Source organism: Cupriavidus sp. UYPR2.512, from assembly GCF_000379565.1.
Lineage (GTDB): Bacteria > Pseudomonadota > Gammaproteobacteria > Burkholderiales > Burkholderiaceae > Cupriavidus.
Window position 1 is genome coordinate 1 of the sequence record NZ_KB902873.1, and the last position, 9,323, is coordinate 9,323.

Here is a 9,323-nt window from a genome sequence, read left to right on the forward strand (position 1 = left end):
AAAGACCTTGGTGTGCAGATATTGGGCAAGTGCAGCGAACAAATCGGACAGGGGCATGAGAGCCAAGCGAAGATCGAGAAGCGATCCTCTATTGGCCGCCGCCCTGCTTGCGCTAAACATCCAGCGCAAGCAGGGCGGCGGCCCCTCGAACCTCGTCACCTGTCAAGCGTTCTCGGCGCCAATTGCGATTTTATTTGGCGGCTTATCTTGGGTGGATTGCCCACCGGACTACGTAATCATTGTTAGCGAGAAGATGGCCGCACAACAGATGCTTAAAGTGTTGGCGCGCTCCCCGGCCAAAATATTGGTTATCCACAACGATCTGACATCCGAGCAGCGCCAGTACGTCGGCAATGAACGGGAGGAGATTTCGAACTGGATCGGTACATTAACGGCAAACGCAGAATTAGGCGGATTTCGCCTGATGGAGTGTTTATATCAACGACTCGGTGGACGGGAGATTAATGTTATTGGCATCACCGGGGATCCGAATACACCGGTCTCGCTGGAGAGGGCTGCCGGGGTTGCCGCCTTCTTGCATCAAACCCCAAATGCGCGTATCTGCCAGTTGGTTTTCAGTGACTGGAGTCGCGCTGATAGCCACCAAAAGGCCCGCGTACTGCTGGCGCGGTACCCGGAGGCCAATGTAATGTGGGCAGCCAATGACACTATGGCGCTGGGCGCGCTTGATGCGGTCAAGTTGAGCAACTCCCGCGTTCTGGTAGGAGGGGTGGGTGCTTTGAGAGAAGCGCTTGAAAGCGTAATTGATGGCGGCCTGACGGGCGTCGTGGCAGGCGATTATTTTGTCGGTGCATGGGCCATGGTACTGCTAAACGATTATCACTGGGGCAAGGATTTTGCAAAACATGGGGGCCCGCGTCTGAAGCTCGACTATCTGAGCATTATTGAGCGTAAGAACGCCCGTCGCTTTGCCGATGTTGTTTTCGGACGAATTGAAGCCCTCGACGTAAGGCCCTACTCAAAGCATCTTAATCAACGTTCAGGACCTTATGATTTCGATTTGAAGTATCTTTTCAAAACCACGACCAAAAGCCTGTAATGCGTTTGTTCGCCAAGTTTTCTCTGAGAGCCCTAAATCTGCATACCAAGTTGATGCTTGCACTCGTCGTACTTGTCGCGACTGTCGCGGGAACTTCAGCTTATATCTTAGTAGAACACGAGCGTAACAGCCGACTTCTCGAACTCGGCGAGCGGGCCACAAGAATTGCTGATCTTTTCAGCCAATCGCTTGCTCTACCTTTGTGGAACGTTGATCTGCGCGCTATCGAAAACCAGCTCGCTGCACTTGCACCCAACCCAGAAGTTGCCGAGTTCACGGTTACTGCAGAAGGCTACGGAACGGTAGCTACGGTAAAAGGTACACGTCATTTAAACTCGGATGAAAGCGTGGTACGTATAAGAGCAATTGAATATGATCCGCCCGGAAACGCGCCGAAAGAGAAAATCGGAGAAATCCGCGTTGTACTAACAAAAGCTGTCGCTCAGGAGGCAATCAAACGCGCCCGGCAGGCCATATTTGCGATCATGGCAGCGCTCCTAGCAGTACTTTACGCTACTAGCTTCCTCTTACTGAAGCGCATGGTCCGCGGCCCCATCAATCGCCTCGAAAAAATGGTCGATAGGATTGCCGGTGGAGACCTTGATGCTCGCTGTGAGGTGAAATCTGATGACGAGCTAGGACGTCTCGCCGTGCGAATCAATTCTATGGCCGACCGCCTTCGCGCATCGACACTGCTTCTGCAAGAAAGCGAGAGAAAGTATCGCAGCATCGTAGAGAATGCTGTTGAGGGTATATTCCTCCTTGATCAGGCTGGCGATCTTGCCGAGGCCAATCCAGCGATGGCTCAGTTGCTTGGCTATGACAATGCGGGCGATTTGACCGCGCCCGCGGAAAGCGACGGCCCACCAAAAAAGCCCCTTTCTCCTAGCCTAACTGAGACTTTGTTCGAGACCTTGAAAGCCCATGGTGAAATTCGCGGGCTCGAACTTCAGTTGAGTCGCCTTGATGGAACGCCTATCTGGGTCCAATTGAATGCACGGGGCCTAATTGGAAACGACGGCAGTCTTCGCTATCTCGAAGGACTGCTCACCGATGTGACGGCTCGCAAGCACGCCTTGGATCATCTGCAGCTCCAGCGCGATAGGCTTGCATTAGAGGTGAGTGAGCGGAAATGGACCGAACTCGAATTGCTAGCATCCCGAGAACGGCTGCAACAATTGTCTGCGCGTCAGGAAGCGATTAGAGAGGAGGAAAGGAAGTGCATAGCGATGGAAATCCACGATGAGCTTGGGCAGCTTTTGACAGCTCTCAAAATGGATCTATCTTTATTGAGCATGCAATTACCCACGGGAACTCCCGTGATACAGAAGGCTGAAGAGATGCGCGAATTGATTGAGCAGACCATTCGCATTGTGCGCAATGTGGTCAGTCACCTTCGACCGACGGCATTAAATTATGGTCTGGCGTCCGCGTTGGAATGGCTCGCTGCGGACTTTAGGCGCCATACCAAGATCCCGTGCCGCTTCCAATCCACCCATCCTGAACCGAATCTTCCGGATCCTCGTGCAACGGCGATTTTTCGTATCGTACAAGAATCACTTACCAATGTAGCGCGCCACGCCCGTGCTTCCCAAGTTGATGTCACACTTGCCAATACCGAAGCTGGTATCGAAGTGGCCATCAGAGACAACGGGCAAGGATTCGACGTTGTTTCAGCTCGGGCTGGCTATTCATATGGCCTGCACGGTATGGCTGAACGTGCTCGCCTAATTCACGCGGAGCTACAAATCCACAGCAAGCCGCATCGCGGTACCGTAATAAGACTGCGGCTTAGAGAAGCTTCCGACAATCCTCAGTGATGGTCGAATCAAGGTGAGTGTCCCGGGCGAGTGTAAGACACCCCGATTCGCTAGCACTGATGTTCGTCGAATAGGAAGGCAGCCTAAATAACTGTCCCATGACCCGCATCAGGAAATTCCGATCGGCGATTCAGATGTGATTGAATGGCATAATATTAACGTTTATTATAATAGCCGGACCATATTGTTCCATTTTGAAGAGCCCCCGCACATTGGCATAAAAGGAACGCAGGTGAGTGCGGAGTGCGTCACGCGTACTAGTACATCGTGCCGGCATTTGACCCGTACGTCACCGGGCTTCGGTACGGCACCGGCCTAGGCCGTGGTGTCCGACCGTCCTCTTCTTTTCTCCAGACACTATCCATTTTAGGTTTTTCGCGACCGACCGGGTGGGGGAGGTCATTTAGCTGCTGCAGTTTGCTCATATGAACCCCGCTTTCTGCTGAGGCGCCCGGAGTTAAAGTGCGCGGCCTGTCCTAAAAAAGCTTAGACATGCTTGAGTTAAAGCAAGTGTGCTTTATAGGCGCCATTTTTCCGGTGATACTGGCGGTTGGCAGCCAACGGAGAAGAACTTTCCCCCTGTTATTCCTGCGTGAATCCATGTCGGATTGCATAGCGGATAAGCTCGGCATTGTTTTGGAGGCCCAGCTTTTGCATCAACCGCATCTTGTGGGTACTGATCGTCTTGGCGCTGAGCGATAGTGACTCGGCGATCTCGTTGACGGTTTGCCCTGTGGCAAGCCGCTGCAATACTTGGAATTCCCGATCCGATAGCACTTCGTGTGCGGGCGCGTCAGTGCCGCGCTGGTGAAAGACCATGGCATCGACCAGTGTCGGATCGATGAACTTGCCCCCCGCCGCAAGCTTGCGTATTGCGCCAAGCAGGATCTCGGGGTCACTATCCTTTGTCACATAGCCAGAGGCTCCAGCACGTAAGGCTCTTGAAGCGACTTGTGCTTCATTATGCATGCTGAGGATCAGGATGACGAGATTTGGCCATTCGAGATGAACCCTTCGGATCAAGTCGATACCACTGATACCTGGCATCGTCATATCTAAGAGGAGCAGATCGAAGTCACCGACGCGCAACTGCTCCAACGCAGCGTTGCCATCCGCAGCCTCGCCTGCGACGACGATATCTGTCGTTGTCGCCACAATTTGCGTTAGTCCACTGCGGACGATCGCGTGGTCTTCGGCGATAAGAACTCGAATCATGCTTGACATCGGATTGGGGCTATAAATGGACAGGCCCGCAACAGCGCAGCGATCACTGTCGATACTTGGATCGTGAATCCCTATCGTCAACACCAACATTGTTGCGAGGTGCGAAAGGAACATAGTACGCCATATACCTGCTTTCCGGATATCGGGTACAGCAATAGCAGAGGCTGTCCCAGCATAGGGCTGACGTCGTGATGACGCGGTGGTGGCGTATTCATACGCCTACGTCCGGCGCCATCGAATATGAAAGCAAGGATGGAAGTTTTTAGTTACCAGTAGGTGCGCGCAAGTTTGACGGCAGCTTCGCTGTACTCGCGGGGGGAAAGGAGCTTGCCGTCTACATGACCAGCGCGGCTCCTTTGGCAGGTAAATGGTCTGTGCAAGCGCAGCGACTGACTAACGAATGGCGTTACACCTCGCAAGCGATGAAGCAGAATGTGAAGGAACCGTGTACGCATGTCACTCCCTAGACGGCCGCGGACCGCGGGTATGAAGAAGCATCCGAGTGACCATGGGCGACCATGCAGTGGATTACATCATGATCAATGCGTTGCAGAAGGAGAGGCAACAAACATAAATAGCCGCTCATATGACGCGCTTTTCGGGCGAACGTCACGCCGTCTGATGCACAAATACGCAACCTCCATACCACCATGAACTGCAGGAGGCACCCGATCCACGAACCCAGAAAGCTATGCTGCTAGCGTTCTGTCGCCACATAACACGAATGGCTTGTCAGAAACACTCCGCCTCGAAGGAGATACAAGAGTTCAAAAATCTAGCGGCGTAAACTTCCCTGGGGTTCGGCCGATAGCTCCGCACGGCGTAAAGCAGGCAGGCGAGGTCGTGTGCTTAAAACAATACTTTTAGCATGATTGCATGTCGCTTATCGAACGAACTGACGCAATTTTGTCGAACCGCGCCGAAAATGGTCAGATAGTGGCTCGAATAGAGTAGGGGTCGCGATAGGAACGCTCAGGCAGACGCCACAGCCCGACAGCGCGCGCTGGTTCGTCCCGCCCAGATGCTTACCGACAGGCCGAATGTCTCTTCATCGAAGGCAGCCATGCCGGGCGGCATATTGCCGAGCACCGTCGGCGCGTAGAAATTGCCTGGCCCTTCCACGGCCTTGCCACCGGCGAGCAACACGGCGCCGGCTTCAACCGATCTACGCACCTGCCGATCCAGCGCATCGCGCAGGTCGGGGCGTGTCAGCGGCCCCATCTGCGCGGCAGACGCGTTCGGATCACCGACGACGAGCGAGTGCGTGGTGTGGGGAATCGGAATTCGCGAGACTGGTGGGCCCATAAAATCAAGGGCTTGGCAACTTATTCGCCTCGGCTATGCCTAGCAAAAGAACGGAAAAAGTGAGACTGGCATGATTTCATGCACGAATTAGTGGGACTGCCGAACATGAGGATCTTCAGCCACTTTTCTGCGTAGAACCATACCGTGCGGCATCGACCGACGCCTGCCACCAGATCACGCGGCGCTTCGCCTGTTCCGTGCGTTGCAGACGGGGGTAACCGTGGAGATCCGAAAGTGCTCTAATTAGTGCGGCCGATTCTTCGACGTTCGCGCCCGCAGTCACCGCCCCAGCAATACTGCTCATCGCCGGAATGTCAGCGGCGCCGGCGCGCCGAATGGAAGCGCACGCCCAGGGCGTCAGATACCACTACTCGAGCTCAGGCAGCTTGGGTCCAACGTCATCGGGATTACCTTAAAATCGTACCGGCAACTACACCCCGACCATAGCTCTCGCAATCGCGCACAACAGATATACCGTTAAACGGTTCCAAAAACGTAAGCTGATAGCCGCCGCCCGCTCCGACGTCACGTTGGAAGTTGGGCGTGGCTCGACTATGAGTGCACTTGCTGGGCAGCTGAGCCCGAAGGTTTGCAGACTGGTGATGCCATTCGCCGCCCTATCGCCATGTGAGGCTGGAGCTGAGCAAGACGTAATAGCCATCTTGTGGCTGCAGCAAGGACTGCGTCCACGACCTCAGCGACGCCAGCGGCGGCACGTCCTTCAAGCACGATGCCCATCTCCATCGAGTTTTCGAGGCAGGCAGGCCGCGGTTACGTTCGACGAACCCAGGTAGGCGGTGCTGCGGTCGCAGCGCACCGCCTTTGCGTGAATCGCTTCCCCCCCACGGTCCATGCGTGGCATCGAATAGTTGAAGACATGCACGCTGTGCCCCTTGAGCCACGACGAGATGGCATCGAAGCCGACCGGGTAGTCCTTCCGCGCGGAGTCTTCCAGGCTGCGAAGAATCAGGGTGCGTTCGACCCCCGGGGGCGTGCGCCAGCATCTCCTGTAGCCAAGCAGCGCCCCTACTGTCGAGGAACGGCGTCATGATGACCACGCGCCGCTGCGCCGCCCGAACCATACCGTGAAAGGCGCGTTCGGTGGATTCCAGGTCTGTTGTTCGGCAGCCCAGCGCCGATAGCTTTTGCTCCAGAACGCTAGGCCGCGGCGGTTTGGTGAGCACAACTCGGACTACTGTCGCATCCCGTTGCCTCGAAAAGACCAAGCCCAACCGAACGCTCGAGTTGGTCCCGCGTCGCACCCTCTTCGGTGACGCCTAACTGCGCCGCGTCGACCAACGAACGGGCCGACTGCACCGAATCGGCGGGCAGGTCGGGGCTACGGAGTGACAATGTCGAGGTAGCCGCAAATAGGGGTCCCGCGCTTATCAAGGCGAGGACTGCCTCCGATGGACCTTAACACCGAGCGCGACAGCAGCTTGTTACCGGCAACGCAGGACGTCTCCGGCATCATCACGCAGTCAGGGCAAGCGCCGCGGCGCTCCGTGCAAAGCGAACCCGTACCGCACTGGGTCGCTTTCGAACCTAGCATCGAGGTCAGCATCGCCGTGCCGGAGTTGCGCCAGAGCGCTGACAGGTTGCCCAGATCCATCGTGGTTCCGTTGCGGTAGACCACGAAGGCCAGGTCCGCTGGGAAGATGTACTCGCCCAGCGAGCCCAGGTCCAAGCCCGAGTACTCCGACACGTGCTTCATCAGCAAATGTGAGTAGCTATGGAGCAACGTGTACAGGTGGAAGTAGATCGGCGGCGTCGTGCTCTCGGGCAGGTTATCCAGGAACGTGGTCATGTCTTGCGCTGCGCCCAGCAGGCCGGCGCCAATTTTTTCGCCCGCATTAAGCGTGAACATATCTGGGCACTTCAGGCTGCCTAGCCATTCGAGAACGAGCTCCTCCTTGAGACGCACGTAGATGGCCTCATTGCTCTGCTGGACAACATACACGGGTTACCGCATGCTGCCGTTTTGTCTCACCGGCGGGAACAGGTTTAGACGCACAGGCATGTCCATACCTCGCTTGTCCCGGAGGATGGGGGGTCACAAGTTGACAAGGTTTAACACTCGACAAGCGCTTGATGTGATAACTTTGCTCAGCCGTCTAATATCGACAGACGATCGACCTCATCTCCACCTATTGGCGGCGCAATGGAAGTGTTAGAGGACATGAGGAACATAGGACTGGCCAGTTAGCGGTTCATTAGCTAGCACTAAGAGAGCCTCAAGATCATGCGAATGATCGGGCTTTGCTTACCTCACTGCTCCGCCGTCTCGCTGCGCACACTAGGCGAAACTCTATGCATCGTGCCGACAGCGGCAGCTTCCGCACCTATCGGTGCCGGCTATCGCAAGGTGAAGATGGCTTCGAACAAGGCGGTCGTCTATGCAATGTGGCTGTCTTGTCAAACTTTAACTGAAAGTTTTCAGATGACCCTAATCTTACTGTGTCATAAAAGTTAGTGCATTATATGTACTTCTTCATTCAAGGTGGGAAGTGCATGAGCACACGCGACCGATTTGCGGATTACATGAACTACTTGGCTGAGGGATTGGGGAACGCAGATCGCCGGGCCGGCTTGGAGAGCTACTGCACTGGCCTGATGCTTCCGTTGTCGCGCAAGAGCGTCGAACCGATGGCAGCACGAGTTGACCCACTGCATGCCAGTGCCCGGCATCAAGCACTGCACCACTTTGTCTCCAAGTCCGATTGGTCGGATGCGTTATTGTTGAGGCGTGTCCGGGATTGGGTTCAGCCCTTCCTGGAAGCACCAAACGGTCGCTATTGGATCATTGACGACACGGGCTTCCCTAAGAAGGGCAAACATTCGGTAGGTGTGGCGCGCCAATATTGCGGGCAGCTCGGAAAACAGGACAACTGCCAGGTTGCAGTGAGCCTGTCGCTAGCCTCGGAGCAAGGCAGCCTTCCGATTGCTTATCAGCTTTATCTGCCCAAGGAATGGGCCGACGATCCGACTCGCCGCGAGAAGGCCGGCGTGCCAAACGATATCGCGTTCGCCACCAAGCCGGAGATTGCACTGGCACAAGTTCGGCAGGCGATTGCCGCCGGCGTGCCTGCCGGAGTCGTGCTGGCCGATGCCGCATACGGCGATGAAACCGGCTTTCGCGAAAGCCTGACCGAATTGGGTCTGCTCTACGCCGTCGGGATTCGCTCCTCGACGACGGTGTGGCCGCAGGGCGTCTCGCCACTTCCGGCCAAACCGGCAAGCGGCCGGGGCAGGCCACCGAAGTTGCTGCGTCGCGCACCGGGCCATGAGCCGGCTTCTGTGAAGACCTTGGCAATGGCTTTACCCTCGAGTGCTTACCAAGTGGTGACTTGGCGGGAAGGCACAAATGCGGCCCTTTCATCGCGATTTGCGGCCGTGCGGGTTCGCCCGGCACATCGGGACTATTGGCGCAGCACCTTGCGTGACGAAGAGTGGTTGCTGGTCGAGTGGCCAGAGGGCGAGGCGGAGCCGACCAAATACTTCTTGTCCACAGCACCGGCCGATGCGCTGATAGAACAACTAGTGTTCGTGACCAAAATGCGTTGGCGTATTGAGCGCGATTACCAGGACTTGAAACAAGACCTCGGTCTTGGTCACTATGAAGGTCGGGGCCGGCGCGGATTCCACCATCATGCGACGCTGAGTATCGCAGCCTACGGCTTCCTGATGGCCGAACGACTCGCTGCGGTGAAGTCCGAAGAGAATAAAAAAAACTTCCTCGAACGCCAGATACCTGCGCTTCCCGCTGATTACATCCCCCGGGGCAGCCCTGCGCGCGCAGCGGCACGTGACTAATTCAATCACCACACTCCGTCATCAACTCAGTTTCCACCTGATCCGCGGCCTTGGCCTTTGCTCATGTTGCGCGTCTGGCTGATCGATCACATTTATGACAC

The 9,323-nt window shown here is 56.0% G+C and carries 6 protein-coding genes; 3 read left to right on the forward strand and 3 right to left on the reverse strand.

Annotation, left to right across the window (positions count from 1 at the left end; genetic code table 11):
• The first annotated feature begins 55 nt into the window (after positions 1–55).
• Both A3A5_RS0106825 and A3A5_RS0106830 read left to right on the forward strand, forming a co-directional pair.
• Positions 56–1,060, forward strand: coding sequence for an ABC transporter substrate-binding protein (locus A3A5_RS0106825; RefSeq protein ID WP_232431283.1), 1,005 nt, complete (start codon positions 56–58; stop codon positions 1,058–1,060).
• Positions 1,061–1,113: 53 nt separating this feature from the next.
• Entirely contained in the window at positions 1,114–2,880 is a 1,767-nt protein-coding gene (locus A3A5_RS0106830) for a histidine kinase (RefSeq protein ID WP_369797758.1), read from the forward strand.
• Between the two features lie 582 nt (positions 2,881–3,462).
• Here A3A5_RS0106830 and A3A5_RS0106835 read toward each other — a convergent pair.
• From A3A5_RS0106835 to A3A5_RS0106845, 3 genes are all read right to left on the reverse strand, one after another.
• Entirely contained in the window at positions 3,463–4,095 is a 633-nt protein-coding gene (locus A3A5_RS0106835; protein WP_026200532.1) for a response regulator transcription factor, read from the reverse strand.
• 981 nt (positions 4,096–5,076) lie between these two features.
• Positions 5,077–5,409: an aldehyde dehydrogenase family protein gene (locus tag A3A5_RS0106840; protein ID WP_081623821.1), complete on the reverse strand. Its 333-nt coding sequence runs from the start codon at positions 5,407–5,409 to the stop codon at positions 5,077–5,079.
• Positions 5,410–6,748: 1,339 nt separating this feature from the next.
• On the reverse strand, positions 6,749–7,369 hold the full coding sequence (locus tag A3A5_RS0106845; RefSeq protein WP_018309866.1) for a hypothetical protein: 621 nt from the start codon (positions 7,367–7,369) through the stop codon (positions 6,749–6,751).
• Positions 7,370–7,920: 551 nt separating this feature from the next.
• On the opposite strand from A3A5_RS0106845, the gene A3A5_RS0106850 reads away from it, so the two are divergent.
• Positions 7,921–9,222 carry an IS701 family transposase gene (locus A3A5_RS0106850; RefSeq protein ID WP_026200533.1) on the forward strand — a complete coding sequence of 434 codons (1,302 nt, stop codon included), beginning with the start codon at positions 7,921–7,923 and terminating at the stop codon, positions 9,220–9,222.
• Positions 9,223–9,323 lie beyond the last annotated feature (101 nt).